This window comes from Pandoraea anhela (assembly GCF_902459655.1).
In the GTDB taxonomy this organism is placed as follows: Bacteria; Pseudomonadota; Gammaproteobacteria; order Burkholderiales; family Burkholderiaceae; genus Pandoraea; species Pandoraea anhela.
The window spans coordinates 63221-80993 of the sequence record NZ_CABPSB010000015.1; the positions used below are offsets into that span (position 1 = coordinate 63221).

Genomic DNA, 17773 nt, shown 5'->3' on the forward strand with positions numbered 1-17773 from the left:
TGTCACGGAGCGATTCGCGACACCGCATCAAGTCGCGTCGCATCCTCGTCACGGTATAAAGGAGAACAGCCGGCAATTGCCGGCTGCTTCTTTTTGGGTTGACGCTACCCCGCTCTCAACGCTGCTCAGAGCGTCGGCTCGACGGCAAATAGCCTCCGGTACTCCTTGATTGCGTAGCGATCCGTCATGCCCGCAACGTAATGGGCGATCCAGCGAGGCTGGTCTTCCGGATTCTCGGGACGGTAATTTGGCGGTAGCAGTCGTGGGTCTGCGAGGAACGCATCGAACAATTCCTGCACGATGCGCTGTGCCTTGGCGGCCATGCGCATCACGAGATAGTGGCGGTAAAGATTATCGAACAGGAACCGCTTGAGGCTTCCCGCCTGTTCACGCATTTCCGGGCTGAACGCCACCAGCGGCCCGGCGGCGCGCACGTCGTCCATGGAGAATGGCGACGCATCCGCCACGCGCTGACGCGTGGTCGCAATCAGGTCGACGATCAGCGCATTGATGATGCGACGCGTCGTTTCATGCACCAGCCGTCGGCCCGAGATATCGGGCCACGCTTGCCTTGCCTCGGTGCAGTAACGTTTCCAGAGCGGCACGTCGTCCAGTTGTTCGAGCACCAGCAAACCCGAGCGCACACCGTCGTCGATATCGTGATTGTTGTACGCGATTTCGTCCGCCAGATTGGCGATCTGCGCTTCGATGCCGGGCTGACGCCCTTTGAGAAAGCGCTCACCCAGTTCACCAAGGCCACGCGCGTTCGCGCGTGAACAGTGCTTGAGAATGCCCTCACGCGTCTCGAAACAAAGGTTCAGGCCGTTGAAGCCGCCGTAATGCTCTTCGAGTTCGTCGACCACGATCAGACTCTGAAGGTTGTGCTCGAACCCGCCGTAGTCCTGCATGCAGGCATTCAACGCGTCTTGCCCGGCGTGACCGAAAGGCGTATGCCCGAGGTCATGCGCCAGGGCCACGGCTTCGACGAGGTCTTCGTTCACCCTGAGGTTGCGCGCGATCGAGCGACCGATCTGTGCGACTTCGAGACTGTGTGTCAGACGCGTGCGGAACAGGTCGCCTTCATGATTAACGAAGACCTGCGTCTTGTATTCGAGACGCCGAAAAGCCGTCGAGTGAATGATGCGATCTCGGTCACGCTGAAATTCGGTGCGCGTCGAGGAGGCAGCTTCCGCGAACCGGCGTCCACGCGACGCGTTGGAGCGCGCCGCGTAAGGGGCAAGCGACGCTTCGTAATCGATCATCGCCAGCCCTCCAGCCTCAAACGTTGGCGCGCAGCGTAGCGCGGAGTTCGGCATCGGGCACGCTCGTCATGAACGCCTGCCCCAGCCGGTTAAGCAACACGAAGCGGATATCCCCGCCCTCGGCCTTCTTGTCCACACGCATCAGATCGATGTAGCGGTCTTCGCCGAGGTCCGGGCCGACCACCGGCAGCTTGGCTGCCGCGACCAACGCCTTGATGCGCGGCACCATCGCCTCGTCGATGAACCCCAGACGAGCCGAAAGATCGGCGGCCATCACCATGCCGCAGCCCACCGCCTCGCCATGCAGCCATTCGCCATAGCCGAGCCCGGCTTCGATGGCATGGCCGAACGTGTGGCCGAAGTTCAGCGTGGCGCGCAGGCCCTGTTCACGCTCGTCGCTGGCGACGACCGCCGCCTTGATCTCACAGGAGCGCTGCACGGCATACGTGAGCGCCGCCGTATCGCGGCCATTCAGCGCGTCGATATTCGCTTCGATCCAGTCGAAATACTGCGGGTCGGCAATCGCGCCGTGCTTGATGACTTCCGCCATCCCGGCCGCCAATTCGCGATCGGGCAGCGTGGACAGCGTGCCGATATCGATCAGCACGCTGCTCGGCTGCCAAAACGCGCCGATCATGTTCTTGCCCAGCGGGTGATTGATGCCCGTCTTGCCGCCCACGGACGAATCGACCTGCGAGAGCAGCGTCGTCGGCACCTGAACGAACGGCACGCCCCGCATGTAGCAGGCGGCGGCAAAGCCGGTCATATCGCCCACCACACCGCCGCCCAGTGCGATCAGCGTGGCTTTGCGATCCGCCTGAGCACCAAGCAGTTCGTCGAAGATCAGGTTGAGCGTCTGCCAGTTCTTGTGCGCCTCACCGTCGGGCAGCACAGCGGTAACGACACGTTTGCCAAGACGTTGCAACGTTTGCGCAACCTGTTCGGCATAGAGCGGCGCAACCGTCGTATTCGTGACGATCACCGCGTGCGTGCCACGCACGTGCGGCGCAAACAGCGCGTCCTGCTTCAGCAGTTCGGTGCCGATGTGAATGGGGTAGGCGCGCTCGCCAAGGTCCAGTTTCAGGGTAATCATGCCGCTTTCATGCCACTTGTTGGCTTGTTGTGGTGTTCAGCGATATCGGCCGACGTCGTCCGATATCAGCGGGAAACGTTATCACGTCCGGGTGACGGAGGCTCCGGCAACGCCGAACCGCCCGCACTCGCCGTCGGTAGGTCGACGACGCCGACGCCCCGCTCATGCCCGGCATCGGAAGCGCTCACCGCCGCGCGGGGCGCATCGTCGTCATTGCCGTCGTCCTTCACGTCATCGGCGCTCCCCGCATCAGCAGCGTCGTGGGCGCCCACCGAGGCATGCGGCGATGACACATCGTCTGGCATGCCTTCCGGCATCTCCAAGGCTTCCAAAGCGGCAACATCCGACGCGCTGGGGACGATGCCTGCGACTTCCAACTGCATCAGCACCATGTTGACGAGCGCATTGACGCTCGGCCGCCCGGTTTCGATGATGAATGTCGCGCATTCGCGATAGAGCGCGTCGCGCTCCTGATACAACTGTTCGAGGCGCGCGCGCGGGTCCGCAGTTTGCAACAACGGGCGGTTCTTGTCGCGGCGCGTGCGCAACCAGAGATCATGCGGGTTGGCGCGCAGATACACCACCGTGCCCCGCGATTTGATGTACTCGCGGTTTTCCGCGCGCAACACCGCGCCCCCGCCGGTGGCGAGGACGATTCCGCTGCGTTGGGTGAGTTCGTCGATGGTCTGGGTCTCGCGCTGACGAAAGCCTTCCTCGCCTTCGTGCTCGAAGATAACCGGAATGCGCACGCCGGTTCGCGCCTCGATCTCGTGGTCGGAGTCATAGAACTGCCGTCCGAGGCGTCTTGCGACTGCGCGTCCAACCGTGGTCTTGCCCGCCCCCATCAGTCCGACAAGTATTACGTTTTCCAGCATAAATCGCTGATATTTGGGTTCCAATCCCTGATGATACCGGGATCTGCGTCGGGCGTGCGGAACGCGTCGCCTCGGGGAACACCCCGATGAGGCGGGGATGGGCGCGCGGCAAGTCGTCCGGATGCGGCCTCGAACCCGTGTCGGGAGTCTCCGCCGCCATGGCCCCCGGAAGCCGCGACGGATCGGGCGCCGGCCCGTCCCTGGCCGGCGCGCCGGATTCGAGGCTGCCAGCGCCGTCTGCTGCGTCGATCCCCGTATTGCCTTCCGGCACCACACTTGGGGTGAGGAATACCAGCAATTCCGTCCGACGGTCTTCATTGGCGCGGTTACGGAAAAGCGCGCCCAGCACCGGCACCTCGCCCAACCACGGCACGGCCGCCCGGCTGTCTCGCCGCACCTCCTGATAAATCCCGCCGATCGCAACCGTTCCGCCATTCTCGACCTGCACCTGTGTTCGGACACGCCGGGTATCGACGGCAAAGCCCTCGGCCACGGACTGCCCAACACTGTCCTTTCGCACATCGACATCGAGAATCACCTGCCCATCCGGCGTAATCAGGGGTGTGACTTCCAAACGCAACGTTGCTTTGCGAAACTGGACGGACGTCGCGCCGCGAGGCCCGCTGCGCGTCTGATAAGGCAATTCCGTGCCTTGCTCGATGAGCGCCTGCACTTTATCCGCCGTGACGACGCGCGGTCGAGAAACGACCCGCCCGCGCCCGCTGGTCTCCAGCGCCGAGAGTTCCAGTTGCAGAAAGCGGCTGGCGGATCGGCCGAAAAGCGTAATCGCAAGGCTTGGTGGCACCACCCCCGCCAGCGCCGCCGCAGGCAAGCCTACGTCTATCGCACTTCCCGGCGCCTTCGCATCACCGCGATGCTCGTCGGGCAGGCCTGCGCCACCTATTGCACGCGTGGCCGCGGGCGCCAACCGAAACTCGCCCGCGTCGGGCACCGTGGGCGGTCGCCCTTCGCTTGCGCCAGCGCCGCCCTGACGCCCCGCCAGCCGGACACCCAGCGATTCGCTGAACCTGTCGTCCGCTTCGACGATACGAGCCTCGATCAGGACCTGCCGGACGGGGACATCGATGCGTGCGATGAAAGATGCCAGGGCGTCGAGCTTTTCCGGCAGATCGGTGACGAACAACTGATTCGTACGCGGATCTGCAATCAGGCTGCCACGCGCGGACAATAACCGCTGGCCCTTGCTGTCTTTATCACCCAGGATGATTTCCCGCAACGCTTGAGCCCGCGGATAGTTCAGTGTGAAGCGACGCGCCGACAACGGCAGCAACGCCTCCCGTTTCGCAGCGGCCTCCAGTTGGGTCTGCTCGTCGGCCAGCAAATCGGCTCGCGGCGCGATCCAGTCAACGCCGCTCACCGATTGCACGCCGAGGCCCGCGCTGCGAATCATGACGTCGAATGCCGTCGCAGCGGATACGCCAAGCACTTCCATATCGAGACGTCCGGTAACTCGCTCACCGATCACCACACTGCGGCCCGTCAGGCGAGCAAACGCGCGCAGTGCGTCTGCGGCCTCCACCCCATGGAGCGTTACGTCGACAGTGGCATCCCCCCGTTCCGAACGCGCCTTGCCGGCAAGCGACGCGTCATCGCGCCATGTCGCGGTGAGTCCCGTGGGTCCGGAACGCCGCAGCGAAAGATAGCGCGAACCCGAGCGCATCGAGCCGATGGGCGTCATATCGTCGACCGATGCCGCACCACTCGACGTGGCCGAAGCGGCGATGGTGACGGCGTCCTGCGCAGCACGGCGTGTGAGCGGCGTGCGGAAGACGTCGATCGTATCCGCCGGCATCTGCCATCGCGCGGGTGGCTCAGGCAATGCAGGCCACGGACGGTCCGCCAGCGCAGCCAATACGCCAACCTGACGCTGGGTCCCGGCCGGACGCCGCCAGCGATAGGCGGACACCATGACCGTGAGCGTTGCTTCAACGGTATCGGGATGGACGACGTTGGCGCCAGACCCTGAGGCCGTATGGGATGTTCCGGATATTCCTGCCGTTCCTGGCATTGCGGCACCGCGCGCCATATGCGCCATATGCACCATACGCGGCCCCTGCAGCGAAAGTCGCTCGACCGCGAGATGACGCGGCATCGCATCGATCTCGCCAAGCCAGCCAAGCAGGTTTGCAACAGGCCCTCGCACACGCATCTCCGCCCGCTCGATCTCGAACTCACCCGATGTCTCAGACGGCCCGGGCCTTGCAAACTCCAGTATCAAGTTCGCGCGGGCCACGTGCTGCTCCAGATCGGTACGCCATGCGCTTTGTGTGTCGTCGATCGCATTGCTCGGCGCTTCATCGCCGAGCGCGCCGGGCGCCTCGACCGAAACCGCTTCCGCCCCGGCCTCCACAAGTGCATTGCGGGAAACATGCGTCGATGCCGCGATGTCGTCCTTTGCTGTCGGTGCAGCGACCGGCAACAATCGATGCCAGGCAATCGTCTCCGCCTGCGCGTCTCGCAGCCGGATCGAGAGTTCGGGCAGTCGACGCGCGGCCTCGCTGGCTCGCGCCAACGCCTGCCGTTCGACGTCGAGATCATTCGTCAATGTCGCCCACACAGGCAACCCGACCAGCCACCATGTCGACCACGCCAGGACCAACCCCACTACGCCGACGAAGACTGCCACCCCGCATTGCACCGGCAGCGTCCATTCTGTCGGCGAGACGGCGGCCCACCGGTTCCACGTTGTTCGCCAACGCGTCTTCAGGTCGTGAAAAATGTCTCGTACGTCGTCTGGCGGGTGCTTGTCACCGTACATCGGGCACTTCCTCCATCGCCGCTCCATCCATGTCGGCAATCGCTGCCAACACGGTCGGTGCCGGGGGCTGTTTGAGTTCAATACGTAAAGTGAAGCGACGAATGTTGGGCATCGCAGCCGACGCTTGCTCGGTGGCCCATAGTCGCCTGACGCTTTCAGGCACCACGCTCGACTCCACCTCTGCGACCTTGCGCACCCAAGGCAACGCGCGCAATCGCTTTTGCGTCTCACGCACACGCGACTGCGTCGTCGCGTACCCCTCAATCCGCAGATGTTCCTCAACGGTTTTCACCGACATCAACCGAACGCCATCGGCACAGGCTTTCATGACGTCCAGCAGGCGTTGCGCAGCGGGTTGCCTGCGCTCGACGAGCGCCACCGTTGCCCGGCGATGGGCCTCCATCTCCGCGAGCTTGCGTACCGTGGCGTCGAACGCTTTCACGTCTGCGCTCAATTTTTTGCTCGCGGTTTGCAACGCGATGCTTTGCCTCTGCGCCTCGCGCCGTTGATGCACATCCCAGGCGATCGGCAAAAGCGATACCAACGCGCCGCCGACCGCCATGTAAAGCCAGATACGCCATTGGCAGCGAAAGTCCCGTTGCCGCCGCTGTGCCAACGTGGGAAGGAAATCGAGGGGAGGTAATTCGACGCTCATGCGCATGCCGCCCCCTGCATCGACACGGCGCGCAGCGCCAGACCGAAAGGCACGGCAAACGCCGTGCACTGGGCCTGTGCATGAAAACGCGGCCCGGCCGGCTGGGTGCGCGGCAGGTGATCCAATGGATCGAACGGTTGGACCTCGACACCGCACGTCGTTGCGACGGCTTCGCGAATCGCCGCAAGTTCGCCCGGGCTTGCCTCACGCGCGGCAATATGAAGGGCGGAAAGCGCAACCGGCAATCTGCCCGACACTGCCTGGATCATGCTTGCCAGGGCCTCGACATGACCGTTCACGCCATCGAACCGCTCATGAACGCTGGCGATGCAGGTCTGGCCGTCGAACACTGCGATATCGACCTCCCTGGCGTCGATCTGCAACAGGGCCTGCGGCGAGGCTGCGCGGCGTGTCGTCGGCACCGGAGCCGGCGCCGACATCAACGCAGGTTCCGGCTGCGATGCGCCGTACGTTTGCGTCCGTGTCCATCGAAAGGCCCGACGGCCCGCTTGATGCGCGGCATCGATCGCGTGGACGCGCAAACCCGCCATTTCCAGCACGGCAACCCGGTCGTCGGCCAAGGGGGCCTCACATGCGTACAACCGAAGACGATGGCTGCCGGGTTCGGCCCACGTCACGCCTACGCGGCTTCTCAGGTCGGGATCGCCGTCGCCTGGCAATAGCAGCGCTGCGCGCCGCTCCCCCCATGCACGCAGGGCTCGCGGCGGCAATGTCGAGGGATAGTCGATGACTTGCGTCTTGAGCGCCCCTGACGGCAACGCCAATACGATCGTGTCGCGCTGCAGTTCCCGGGCGCTCATCTCCAACCGCTCAAGCAACTCGTCTATCCTGCGCGCCACGGCCTCCGGTTTGGCAATGTGCGAACCACTCAACATGCCGTCGTCGATGACGGCGCTCCCGCAGGCATCCACCGTCAAGGCTGAACGCCCGGAGGCGCGTGTGATTCGAACGAATTGCACACCACCGGCGTCAAAGTGAATACCGCAACCGCTACCGCCCCTGCGCGGCAGCATCGCCGCTAATGGATTGCCCATGTGACGCACGCCACGCAGCATCGCCGCGACCATGATGTCCTCCCGTTTCTCGCCATATCGATGCGATCGATGCTATCGAGCGAAGGGCAGCCGTCCAATCGGACGATTCCGAATCCCAACGATGGCGCGGCAAAAAAATGCGCTTTCGGAATTCGCGCCGTTTTTCGCTCGGCGAATTCCTAGTCCCCATAGGCCCAAACTCCGATTTCGGGGGTCTGTCGAGGGGGATCACGGGTCGTTCGTTATAATCGGCCCATCGTTTTTTCCGGTTCTCCCATGGCAAGCACACCCCAAACCGAGACACCCCGCGACAAGCGCCCGCCCAAACCGCGCCGCTCCATCTGGCTGCGCATCGCACTTTGGTTCGTAGGCCTTATCGCCGCGATGTTCGTATGTGGCGCGTTGCTCGCGGGGTATATCCTGGTGGTGATGACGCCGCAGTTGCCGTCGCTCGACACCATCGTCGATTACCGGCCGAAGATCCCGTTGCGCATCTATACGGCGGATGAGATCCAGATCGGCGAATTCGGCGAAGAACGCCGCAATCTCGTGCGATTCTCGGACATCCCCGACGTCATGAAGAAGGCCGTGCTCGCCATCGAGGACGACCGCTTCTATCAGCACGGCGGTGTCGATTTCATCGGGATCTTCCGTGCAGGCGTCGCGAACTTCACGCGCGGCGGTTCATCGCAGGGGGCCAGCACGATCACGATGCAGGTCGCGCGCAACTTCTTCCTGTCGAGCGAGAAGACGTACACGCGCAAGATCTACGAGGCGCTGCTTGCCTACAAGATCGAATCGCGCCTGTCCAAGGATCAGATTCTCGAGCTGTACATGAATCAGATCTATCTCGGCGAGCGCGCGTACGGTTTCGCCAGTGCTGCGCGCGTGTATTTCGGCAAGGATCTCAAGGACATCACCCTGGCCGAGGCCGCGATGCTCGCCGGGCTGCCGAAAGCGCCGTCGGCGTACAACCCCATCGTCAACTACAAGCGCGCTCGCGTGCGTCAGGAATACATTCTGAAACGGATGTATGACCTGGGGTATGCGTCGAAGGCGGAATACGATCAGGCCATCGCGCAGGAACTGGTGGTGCGCGGACTGGGCAGCGAATTCAGCGTGCATGCCGGCTACGTCGCGGAAATGGTGCGTCAACTGCTCTACGCGCAGTTCAAGGACGAGATTTATACGCGTGGGTTCAACGTCTACACGACGATCAATTCAGCCGACCAGGAAGCCGCTTACGAGGCGCTACGCTCGGGCGTCATGGCGTACGAATTGCGTCACGGCTATCGCGGCCCCGAAGCCAATATCGATTTGCCGGACGGCAAGGACGAGCGCGAACAGTTGATCGACGACACACTGGTCGAACATCCGGATAGCGGCGACATGGTCGCAGCGGTGGTGCTGTCGGCGAGTCCGCAGCAGGTCAAGGCTGTCCTGCTCAACGGCGACGATGTCACCGTAACGGGAGACGGACTGCGATTTGCCGCCGCGGGCTTGAGCGCCAAGGCACAGCCGAAGCAGAAGATTCGCCCCGGTTCGGTGATCCGTGTCACAAAGGATGCGAAGGACAACTGGCGTATCGTGCAGATGCCGGATATCGAAGCCGCGTTCGTGTCGCTCGATCCGCAAAACGGCGCGATCCGCTCGCTGGTCGGGGGCTTCGACTTCAACCGCAACAAATTCAATCACGTGACGCAGGCATGGCGTCAGCCGGGGTCGAGCTTCAAGCCGTTCATCTACTCGGCAGCGCTCGAGAAGGGATTTGCTCCGGCGACCATCATCAACGACGGCCCGCTGTATTTCACGGCGGCGCAAACCGGCGGACAGCCGTGGGAGCCGAAAAACTACGGCGGCGGTTTCGACGGACCGGAACCGATGCGCGTGGCGCTCATGCGCTCGCGCAACCTCGTGTCGATCCGCATTCTGCAAAGCATTACGCCTGCATATGCACAGAAGTTCATCGGCCGGTTCGGCTTCGAAGCGGACAAACATCCCGCCTATTTGCCAATGGCGCTGGGCGCCGGGATGGTCACACCGCTACAAATGGCCAGCGGCTACGCCGTGTTTGCGAACGGGGGCTTCCGGGTAAATCCGTTCATCGTCGCACGCATCACCGATTCGAAAGGCAACGTGATCATGGAGGAGAAGCCGACCCAGGCCGGCGACGAATCGATTCGAGCCATTCCGGCGCGCAACGCGTTCATCATGAATTCGATGCTCCACGACGTCGCGACACGCGGTACCGCAGCCAAGACGAACGTGCTCAAGCGCAGCGATCTCGCCGGCAAGACGGGCACGACGAACGATTCGCATGATGCGTGGTTCGCCGGCTATCAGTCGCAATTGGTGGGGGTTGCGTGGATTGGATTCGATCAGCCGCGCAATCTGGGCGATCGGGAAACCGGGGGCGGTCTGGCGCTGCCGATCTGGATCGACTACATGTCCAAGGCGTTGCGCGGCGTGCCGGAAGCCACGCGCGCCGTACCGCCGGGTGTCATTCAGGCCAACGGCGACTATTTCTACGACGACTATCCGCCGGGACGCGCGGTCAGCACGGTCGGTCTGAGCGCCGATACGGCGCCGGACGGCTCGGCGTCGCCCGGCCCGTCGGGTGGGTTGCCCGGCCAGATGCCGGCACAACCGGGTGCGGCGCCCGCACCGGGGTCCTCGCATGCGCCGGTCCCCGGGCCGGTCGATCGTCAGGAGCGTCAGCGCATTCTCGACATGTTCAACAGCAAGCCCTGAGGCGCACAGGGGGGGGTGTCAGGCGGCCGAGCCGAATTAGGCGAGTCGGCCGCTTGGCCGGCTACGGCTCAGTTGGCCTGAAGCGTTACGGTCTCGCCGGCTTGCTGCGACGCAAAGCGCGACAGCGCCTCGAACAATTCGGAGTCGTCGCGCGTATCGCGCCATTTGTCGCCCTTCAGGCGGAAGTGGAAACCGCCCGAACGCGCGGCGATCCAGATCTCGCTCATCGGCGTTTGCACGTTGACGATGATCTTGCTGCCATCGTCGAATTCGAGCGTCAGCACGTTGCCCGTACGCTCGCAATCGATATCCACATCGCTGTCGTCGACCACGGCTTCGACAGCCGCCTCAACCTGCGCCAGCACGGCCTCTGCCAGCGCCAGGAATTCACTTTCCGTCATGCTAAACTCCACGGTTTGCGTCATCGTTTGCATGCCGCACCACGCGGCGATACCCCCATGACTGCACCTATTCGAACCTGCGCGATTGTAGCGTCGATTGCCCTTTTGAGCGTATTGGCCGGTTGTGGCCAGGCCGGCCCGCTTTACCTGCCGGCGCGCCCCACGAAACCGACCCCGCCGCCGGGTGCGCCGGTGCCGCCGCCGCCGCGCGTGCCCGAACCGCAACGCGGACCGTCGGTCGAAGTGCCGCCGGCAACCGCGCTGCCGCCGGCCAAGCCGGAATGAGCATGGAATAAGCGAAAATTAGCCGACGTTGGCCGACATCATTCAGAAATCGGCCACAGCATGCCGGGGGATGCTCCGGTGTGAACGGCGCCCCCAGATGCCCAGTTGATTACCGAGTTTTGCGATGTCCGACGCCATTTTCTCTTACCGCAACGACGTACTCCACGCCGAGGGCGTCGCCCTGCCGGTGCTTGCCGAGCGTTTCGGCACCCCGCTGTACGTCTATTCGAAGGCCGCGCTGGCGAATGCCTATCAGGCCTATGCCAAGGCATGCGCAGGTCGCAACGCCGCGGTGCACTACGCTGCCAAGGCCAACTCGAACCTCGCGGTCCTCGGCGTTTTCGCGAAATTGGGCGCCGGCTTCGACATCGTGTCGGCCGGCGAACTCGCCCGCGTCATTGCCGCGGGTGGCGATCCTAAGCGCACCGTGTTTTCAGGCGTCGGCAAACATGCGGACGAGATGCGTTACGCGCTCGAAAACGATGTGCTCTGCTTTAACGTCGAATCGCGCCCGGAACTCGACCGGCTCAATCAAGTGGCGGGGCAGATGGGTAAGCGTGCGCGCGTCTCATTGCGTGTGAATCCGAACGTCGACGCCAAGACGCATCCGTACATCTCCACGGGCCTGCGCGGCAACAAGTTCGGTGTGGCTTATGAAGAAGCGTTCGATGCCTATCTCGCGGCGGCGGCCATGCCGAACCTCGACGTCGTCGGCATCGATTGCCATATCGGCTCGCAAATCACCGAAATTTCGCCTTATCTCGACGCGACCGACAAAGTGCTGGACCTCGTCGAAAAGCTCGAGGCTGCAGGCATCTCCCTGCATCATATCGACGTAGGCGGTGGCCTGGGCATCACGTACACCGACGAAACACCGCCGGACATCACGGCATTCGCCACCACGCTGCTCGATCACATTGCCAAGCGCGGCCATGGCCACCGCCAGGTGCTGTTCGAGCCGGGCCGCTCGCTTGTCGGCAATGCCGGCGTGCTGCTCACACGCGTCGAATTCCTCAAGCCTGGCGAGACGAAGAATTTTGCCATCGTCGACGCTGCGATGAACGATCTGGCGCGTCCGGCCATGTACGAGGCGTATCACGGTATCGATCCGGTCGCCCGCCGCGCTGGCGAGGCGACCCTTTATGACATCGTCGGTCCCGTGTGCGAGAGCGGCGACTGGCTCGGTCGTGAGCGCGCCCTGACGCTCGAACCGGGCGACCTGCTTGCGATTCGCTCGGCCGGTGCCTATGGCTTCGCGATGAGTTCGAACTACAACACGCGTCCGCGTGCCGCAGAAGTCATGGTCGATGGCAACGACGCCTATCTCGTGCGCGAACGCGAGACGGTCGAGTCGCTGTTTGCCGGCGAACGACTGCTGCCCGCCGCGCCTGCTAACGGCTGAGTCCCTGCCCTGCGCAGCGCCCAGATCACCCGGGCGCCCAGCAGGGCCGCAACGATGATCGCGTAGATCGCCGGCTGGGCAAAGTCGTTCTTGCCCGCCTTCATCCACCAGTAATGCAGGATCGCCAGCACCGTGATCGCGTAAATCGCGCGATGCAGTTGTTGCCAGCGCCGCCCTCCCAGGCGTCTCACCACCGCGTGCGGCGACGTCAGTGCCAAAGGCACCATCAGCACGAACGCCACAAACCCTACCGTGATGAACGGCCGTTTGCCGGTCACGTCGCGCAAGATCCCCGTCCAGTCGAACCACTGATCCAGCCAGAAGTACGTCGCGAAATGCAACGCGCCGTAGAAGAATGCGAAAAGGCCGAGCATGCGCCTGAATCGCAACAGCCACGCCATGCCGGTCACACGACGCACCGGGGTGATGGCGAGCGTGATGCACAGCATCACCAGCGTCCAGGTCCCCGTCGAGCGTGTGATGAACTCGACCGGATTCGCCCCCAACTGATCCATGGCCCCGTAGACGGCAAGTCGCAGCACCGGCGCGAGCGCCAGCAGGAAAACGGCCACCTTGGCCCATGGCAGCCAGCGTTGTGCAGGGCGTCGGGGTTCCCGCCCGGACGCAGGAGAAAGAGATTTCGGCACGGCGGATTCGCTCGGGAAGCTCAGAAGAATTTACGCAGATCCATGCCCTGATACAGGCTCGCGACCTGCTCGCCATAACCGTTGAACATCAGCGTCTTGCGCTTGGGCGTGAAAATGCCACCGTCACCGATGCGACGCTCCGTCGCCTGACTCCATCGCGGATGATCGATGTCCGGGTTCACATTCGAGTAGAAACCATACTCATTCGATGCCGCGCGATTCCAGCTCGTCAGCGGCATTTTCTCGACGAAGCGAATCTTCACGATGGACTTGGCGCTCTTGAAGCCGTATTTCCAGGGCACCACCATACGCACCGGCGCGCCATTCTGGTTCGGCAGCACCTCACCGTACAGACCGAACGTCAGCAGCGAAAGCGGATGCATCGCCTCATCCATTCGCAGGCCCTCCACATACGGCCAGCTCAGCACCGGATACGACAGCCCCGGCATCTGCTTCGGATCCGCCAGTGTCACGAATTCCACGTACTTCGCGTTGCCCGTCGGCTGCACCTGCTTGATGAGTTCAGACAGCGAATAGCCGATCCACGGGATGACCATCGACCAGCCCTCCACACATCGAAGGCGATAGACGCGTTCTTCGAGCGGCGCGAGTTTGAGTAGCGCATCGAGGTCGTAGACCTTCGGCTGCTTCACCTCACCCTCGATGGCAACCTGCCACGGGTGCGGCTTGAGCGTGCCCGCACGCCGCGCCGGATCGGCCTTATCGGTGCCGAATTCGTAGAAATTGTTGTAAGTCGTGACATCCTTGATGTCAGTCGGCTTATCGGTCACGACGTAACGCGTATTGCGTGTCGCTGCCAGTTTGGCCAATCCGGTGCCCGGGCTCTCCGCCGCGAAGGCACTCGACGGCAAGATACCCAGTGCCGCGCCACCCAGTCCCGTCAGACCGATGCCGGACGCCTGCAGGAAGCGTCGCCGTCCGATCGCCAGGTCCCGTGGCGTGATTTGGCTGGCGGGAATGTCCGCCCCACGCAGAACCGACTTGTGCTTACTCATGATGCCCTCCAGACCGGCCTGCTTTGCCGATGTGCCGATATTCCCGATGCACCGTGAGACCGACACTCGACAGACGTCGTTCCCCTGGGCACAGTGCGGGAATCATACGTCACGATAAAAAAAGCCGCCGGCACCACGGTGCGGCGGCTCTTCAGGCCTTATCGGCCGGTCTCGGCGGGAGCGATCGACGTCAAAGCTGGCCGTAACTATGCAATCCCGACAGGAACATATTCACCCCGAGGAATGCGAACGTGGTGATCAGCAAGCCCGTCAGCGACCACCATGCGGCGACCACGCCACGCAACCCCTTCATGAGACGCATGTGCAACCACGCGGCGTAGTTCAGCCAGACGATCAACGCCCACGTCTCCTTAGGATCCCAACTCCAGTAACCGCCCCAGGCATCCGCCGCCCATAGCGCGCCGAGAATCGTGGCAATCGTGAAGAACGCAAAACCGACGGCAATCGCCTTGTACATCACGTCGTCGAGCAATTCGAGCGATGGCAGACGCGACGAGAAGAACCCACTGTCGAGCGGCTTGCCTGCTGCAGCCAGACGCTTGTTCTCGCCCGACTTGAGCAGATACGCGATCGCGACCATCGCGGCTAGCGCAAACGTGCCGTAACCGATGAAATTCGCCGGCACGTGGATCTTCATCCACCAGCTTTGCAGCGCCGGCACCAACGGTTGAATCTCATAAGCGCTGCGGGCCACGCTGTACCAGAGGTTGAAACTGACGGCAGCACTGATCACCAGCAACACGAACGGGCCGAGCGACCGCGTTTCGTAACGTTGCTCGTAATAGAGGTAAAACAGCGCTGTGATCAGACAGAACAGCACGAACACTTCGTACAGATTCGAGATCGGGATATGACCGACATCGGCACCCACGAGATAGGACTCGTACCAGCGCACCATCATGCCGGTGAAGCCGAGCAGCACCGCGGCCCAGCACAACGACGACCCCACGCTCGCGCCGAACGACGAACGGGCGAGCAAGCCCCCCCAGTAGAAGAGCGTCGACAGGAAGAACAGCGCGCTCATCCACAGAATGGCGGACTGACTCGACAGAAAGTACTTGAGAAAGAATGCCTGATCGGCACGCGCCAGATCATGGTGATAGAGACCGATGCCCGAGAGCGCGAGAATCGCGATGCCCGCCATCAACCAGCGCACCGCGCGCCAGTGCCAGCCGAGCAACGCGAAGGTCGGCACCGCGAGCACCAGAATCGTGTGCTCGTAGTAGTCCATGTAGTGGCCGTAGCGGTTGAGCGCGAAGCCCGCACCGATCGCGAGCGCAAGCGCGAACAGCCAGTCGCCGATACTGCGTCGGCGCAGCCATGAGACCTCTGAATAGCCTTGGGATAACTCCATCTGCCTCACCTTCATCGTTTTGTGACGATCTCGTCCATCTCCGCCTTCGTGCGGGCGAATTCTTTTTCGAAGTCCAGTGTGCGACGCGTCGTCGACACCGCCATCAACACCGAACTGCCTCCCTCCGGCGTGTCCTTGACCCACAGCCACAAACGCCGCTCACGCACATAGAACATCGAGAAGATGCCTAGCACCAGCAGCAAGCTGCCAAGATACACGATCTTTTTGCCCGGAGAACGCGTGAGCTGGAAGACGCTGGCCTGAATCTGCTCGAAGGAATCGAGTTGCAGGAAGACGGGGGCGTCGTACAGGAAATTGTCGGACAGCGCGTTTGTGGCCGTATGCACGAAGCGCTCGGTCTCGGGCGACGATGCCACCGCCGGTTGCCCCGCTTGCTCGCGCGCAACCTGCCAAAGTTGCCAGATCGTGCCGTCCAGAATTCGCCGGAACATGTCCGCCGCACTCGACTGCTGGTCGGACGGAACCTTCTCGCTCACGAACTCCGCGATCGCCTGCAAGCCACCGGTCGCATGACCGTTCTTGCTGGCCGGGATCGCGCCGGCAAACAGGTCGAGTTCGCGCTTGGCGCTCTCCTGCAACTGACCGCGCAGTTCGGCCGACGTTTGCAACGGCAGCGACTGCGCCGCGAAGCGGCGGGCCGCCTCGGCACGCGCGCCATCGTCCTGAAGGGCGGCGCGCAACAACATCCATTGCTTGACGGAGCCGTCGGCGTCCGCCGGAATGCGCAGATACTGGAACGGGCCGTCGGGCGTGTCGCGCACGCCCGTCATGAACACGCGCTCGCCGTCTTCCACCAGAATCGGCAGCATGTAATTGCGATACTCCTTGGCCTGACCACTGCGGTCGCGCACCTTGTACTGCACCGACGGACCGACATTGCGCAGGTCTTTGCCCAGATCGGTCCGCACGCCGGAACCGAGTTGTGCGCTCAGATCGTCGCGCAACGACTTACGGGCAACGCCGCGCACGTCACGCTCGCCGCTGCCGTTGCTGATGTTCTCGACGTTGATGGCGCGGAAGTCGCTGAATTCGACCGTGTACTCGTCCTTGCCTGCGGCCCCGCCGCGCAGTTGCGTCGAACCGCCGACATCGCCCGAGAACGCGAAAGCGCGATCCGTTGCACCTCGCATGGGGAAACCGGTGAGCTTCAGTTTGCTGCCGCCGTCCTCGAAACTCGACTGGTAGACCGCCACGCCCTTGTAGATGAACGGCTCGTTGACCTTCACGGTCGCGCTCATCGTTTTGCCGGTCTCGGGGTCGGTCACCACAATGTCGCTGGCGAACAGCTTGGGCATGCCCGTCGAGTAGTAATCGACGTGGAATTTTTTCAGTTCGATGGAAAACGGCAGATCCTGCACGACCGACCCATCCTGAAAATTCAGAATCGCCGTAGTCGACTTACCGCCTTCCGGCACAAATGCGTAACCGCGAAACGCGGGGTTATTCGGCGAGAGACGGTGCGCCTCGGGAATCTGCGCAATCACGGCATTGCCTTGCAGCGGCGATTTGCCGAACAGCGCCATCTGTACGCGAATCAGCAGATCGCTGTCCACCAGACCGCCCAGACAAATGATCACGATCGCACTGTGGGCGAAGATATAGCCGATCTTGTTGATGGCTCCGGCCTTCGCGGCCACGAGCGTTGCTCCGTCGCGCTCGCGCACGACGAAACGGTAGCCGCGATGCCCGAGGTAGCCCGTCAGACGCTCGATCAGATCGCCACGCGACAACGGGCCGATGTACTCGGCCTTATGGCCAAAGGCACGCAGACTGCCCTCGCGCACGTGATCGCGCCAGCTCCGGATGTCCGCGATCATCTTCGGTGCGTTGCGCACGATGCACAACGTTGTCGACGCCATCAGGAAGAAGAGGATCAGCAGGAACCACCACGAGCTGTACACCGTGTACAGGCCGAGCGAGCGGAAGACGTCGGCCCAGAACGGGCCGAACTGATTGACGTAATTGGGGTAAGGGTCGCCCTGCTTGAGCACGGTGCCGACGATGCTGGCAATCGCGAGCACGGTGAGCAGACTGATGGCGAAGCGCATCGAGCTGACGAGCTCGACGCCATCGCGCACCCATCGTTGCGCTCCCTTGATCTGCATTCCGGAGGTACTGATGCTCATCCTGTTTCCGACAACAAAAAAGGGCGGGGA

At 62.9% G+C, this 17773-nt stretch carries 13 protein-coding genes and 1 pseudogene; 3 read left to right on the top strand and 11 right to left on the bottom strand.

The genetic code is table 11. The features are described from left to right. Positions 1 to 125: 125 nt before the first annotated feature. From PAN31108_RS18815 to pilM, 6 genes and pseudogenes are all read right to left on the bottom strand, one after another. On the bottom strand, positions 126 to 1262 hold the full coding sequence (locus tag PAN31108_RS18815) for a deoxyguanosinetriphosphate triphosphohydrolase (RefSeq protein ID WP_150670337.1): 1137 nt from the start codon (positions 1260 to 1262) through the stop codon (positions 126 to 128). Positions 1263 to 1278: 16 nt separating this feature from the next. Continuing rightward, entirely contained in the window at positions 1279 to 2355 is a 1077-nt protein-coding gene (gene aroB / locus PAN31108_RS18820; protein WP_150670338.1) for a 3-dehydroquinate synthase, read from the bottom strand. 356 nt (positions 2356 to 2711) lie between these two features. After that, a pseudogene (locus PAN31108_RS18825) lies at positions 2712 to 3230 on the bottom strand (shikimate kinase); the annotation flags it as partial. Beyond that, positions 3136 to 6009, bottom strand: a complete 2874-nt coding sequence (locus PAN31108_RS18830) for a type IV pilus secretin PilQ (RefSeq protein ID WP_174995049.1) — start codon at positions 6007 to 6009, stop codon at positions 3136 to 3138. The pseudogene PAN31108_RS18825 and the gene PAN31108_RS18830, both read right to left, overlap by 95 nt. Next, on the bottom strand, positions 5999 to 6571 hold the full coding sequence (locus tag PAN31108_RS18835; protein WP_150670340.1) for a PilN domain-containing protein: 573 nt from the start codon (positions 6569 to 6571) through the stop codon (positions 5999 to 6001). The genes PAN31108_RS18830 and PAN31108_RS18835 overlap by 11 nt, the downstream gene beginning before the upstream one ends. Before the next feature lie 89 nt (positions 6572 to 6660). Beyond that, positions 6661 to 7752: a pilus assembly protein PilM gene (pilM, locus tag PAN31108_RS18840; protein WP_150670341.1), complete on the bottom strand. Its 1092-nt coding sequence runs from the start codon at positions 7750 to 7752 to the stop codon at positions 6661 to 6663. Positions 7753 to 7995: 243 nt separating this feature from the next. Here pilM and PAN31108_RS18845 point away from each other — a divergent pair, with 243 nt between their 5' ends. Beyond that, entirely contained in the window at positions 7996 to 10470 is a 2475-nt protein-coding gene (locus tag PAN31108_RS18845) for a penicillin-binding protein 1A (RefSeq protein WP_150670342.1), read from the top strand. 68 nt (positions 10471 to 10538) lie between these two features. Here PAN31108_RS18845 and cyaY read toward each other — a convergent pair whose 3' ends face one another. Next, the gene (gene cyaY, locus PAN31108_RS18850; protein WP_150670343.1) at positions 10539 to 10871 is read right to left on the bottom strand and encodes an iron donor protein CyaY; all 333 of its coding nucleotides are present in this window, start codon (positions 10869 to 10871) and stop codon (positions 10539 to 10541) included. Between the two features lie 57 nt (positions 10872 to 10928). Here cyaY and lptM point away from each other — a divergent pair, with 57 nt between their 5' ends. Next, positions 10929 to 11156 (top strand): LPS translocon maturation chaperone LptM, encoded by a 228-nt coding sequence (gene lptM / locus PAN31108_RS18855; RefSeq protein ID WP_150670344.1) that lies wholly within the window; start codon positions 10929 to 10931, stop codon positions 11154 to 11156. A 124-nt stretch (positions 11157 to 11280) separates the two neighbouring features. After that, positions 11281 to 12558: a diaminopimelate decarboxylase gene (lysA, locus tag PAN31108_RS18860; RefSeq protein WP_150670345.1), complete on the top strand. Its 1278-nt coding sequence runs from the start codon at positions 11281 to 11283 to the stop codon at positions 12556 to 12558. Here the strand turns inward: lysA and msrQ are convergent. From msrQ to PAN31108_RS18880, 4 genes are all read right to left on the bottom strand, one after another. After that, positions 12477 to 13205, bottom strand: coding sequence for a protein-methionine-sulfoxide reductase heme-binding subunit MsrQ (gene msrQ / locus PAN31108_RS18865; protein ID WP_174995050.1), 729 nt, complete (start codon positions 13203 to 13205; stop codon positions 12477 to 12479). The genes lysA and msrQ overlap by 82 nt on opposite strands. 20 nt (positions 13206 to 13225) lie before the next feature. Beyond that, a complete protein-coding gene (gene msrP, locus PAN31108_RS18870) occupies positions 13226 to 14221 on the bottom strand; it encodes a protein-methionine-sulfoxide reductase catalytic subunit MsrP (RefSeq protein ID WP_150670347.1) in 996 nt (331 codons plus the stop codon). 190 nt (positions 14222 to 14411) lie between these two features. Further along, on the bottom strand, positions 14412 to 15596 hold the full coding sequence (gene ccsB, locus PAN31108_RS18875; RefSeq protein WP_150670348.1) for a c-type cytochrome biogenesis protein CcsB: 1185 nt from the start codon (positions 15594 to 15596) through the stop codon (positions 14412 to 14414). 11 nt (positions 15597 to 15607) lie between these two features. Continuing rightward, on the bottom strand, positions 15608 to 17743 hold the full coding sequence (locus PAN31108_RS18880; protein ID WP_246184043.1) for a cytochrome c biogenesis protein ResB: 2136 nt from the start codon (positions 17741 to 17743) through the stop codon (positions 15608 to 15610). Between the last annotated feature and the right edge of the window lie 30 nt (positions 17744 to 17773).